The organism is Corynebacterium lipophilum (genome assembly GCF_024102595.1).
GTDB lineage: Bacteria > Actinomycetota > Actinomycetes > Mycobacteriales > Mycobacteriaceae > Corynebacterium > Corynebacterium pseudogenitalium.
This window is the reverse complement of record NZ_JAEUWV010000042.1, coordinates 1-1,735: the sequence shown is the minus strand read 5'-3', so window position 1 is coordinate 1,735 and position 1,735 is coordinate 1. Positions and strand designations below refer to the sequence as shown.

Annotated in this window: 1 pseudogene; it reads right to left on the bottom strand. The window is 54.0% G+C overall.

Annotated elements, in window-relative coordinates:
• Positions 1–724 (bottom strand): annotated as a pseudogene (locus JMN37_RS11220) (hypothetical protein); the annotation flags it as partial.
• Between the last annotated feature and the right edge of the window lie 1,011 nt (positions 725–1,735).

Below are 1,735 nucleotides of genomic sequence, written 5' to 3'. Positions count from 1 at the left end.
CCCGACGCTTCGCATCGAGTTCGAGCTTGCGCTTTTGCTGCATCAACGCGGAGACTTCCTTGCGTAACTGCTGGATTTCAACGCACTCATCCATCGTCAACGTTCCAATCCTCCTTGGTGTAGTACGTGTGGTGAGATCACCATCGGCAACCATTGCTGTCCAGCGTCGCATGGTGTGGTCAGCAAGTCCATGTTCAATTAACCACGCTTCTTTCTGGCCATACGGCACCAGCTGATATTCAATGACCATCTCACGAATGTAGTCGGGTGAATACCTTCCCCGATATGCTTCATCAACGCTGCGTTTGGCTCGTTGAATACCATCTAAACCATCAGCGGTGGACTTTGATAACTGCAATGTGCGGGCCCAGCGCTTAATGCTGCAGGACTGGATTTCCTGTCGGGCGCACCACGGGCCTTTCGTGCCGTACGGCAACCGGTTATAAATCGTGATCATTTGTCGCTGCTGTGCTGGATGAAACCACCTGCCAGAGCCAGTAGTGCGGTACGGGGAGAACACGACTGCTACTGCTTGAAGTGAGGCCAACGTGTCTTCATCGAGTACTTGCCCCGCTGCCAGCACACGCGGTGGCATTGCTAGGATCTCTTTGACTTCCTCGCGTGATGTTTTAGTCTTGCCCCCGTGGGTCCTTACCGGGGTTGCAACGGTCGGTGGTGACGTCAACGCTGACGGCACCAACTCAGGCAACTGTGGGTCGGTCATGAACAAAACCTCCTATGGATTGACGTTCACAACCATCCTGGCACTAAGGGGAAATACCGGAATTTGGTGTACCGATCTCGCACAACCAGAAATAGTTCATGATCTTCGGGGAACTTTCCTGAGCTACCAGTCAGTTTCCATTCCGGTCGAGGTGTTAGAAGCGTGCGATGCAGGTCGCCCATTTCTGCCCAGCCTGGCCGATTTTCAGCGACCAGCATCGCACTCCATTAATCCCACGCTTTTAACCCGGCACCAGAAACCTAAGGAAGCTGCCTGTACGTTAGCTGTGCACCACAATCCAGCACAGGACAACAACGACCTGGGGAAACGTAAACCCTCCAAACGAAAACCTCGAATTTGGTGCGCCAGTCCAACACTCCACCCCAAAAGAAGGGCTTAAGGGACATTTTGTGTGTATAAATCTATCCGGTTTCCCGGGATGACCTCGACCAACAACCCGATATGGTTTTCAAAACAGTTCCATTCGCGCGTTTTGAGAAATCAACACCGAATGACGTCAGGTGTGTGGTATGGAGTCTGCGGGTATTGCAGGGCCCAGCGAGATCGAGACTTTAGGGGACAAGAACCAGCCGTCAGCGTGCGTTGGGGGCGGCCGTATACGGTCAGGGAGACGAGCAAAGCCGTTGACGTGCACAATTCCGGCCACATCGAGGGCAGGGCTGCGTATTGTCACCCTCCGTGTACCTACAACAGTCGTTATGCCGTTTACCGGTATGTGCGGCTTCTAGGCATGTCCTTGAGCGAGCTGGCATACAGCTTGGGGCGAGAGGTGAGCTTGCGTGCGCGGCGTCCTGGATGGGTGGTCGAAAGAATTCGATACCGGCATTGATAGTCAGTGGAACCCCAGCGTAGGTGTGAGAAAACGGGTTAAGCGACAAAATGTGTGCTTTTTTGGATATGGATTCCAGGTCCTGCCTGGGCCTACGGCGGGACAGTGCTCGTTGAATCGGGATTCCCTGCCGTAGACCGGAAGGTCCACCACTTCAGGCG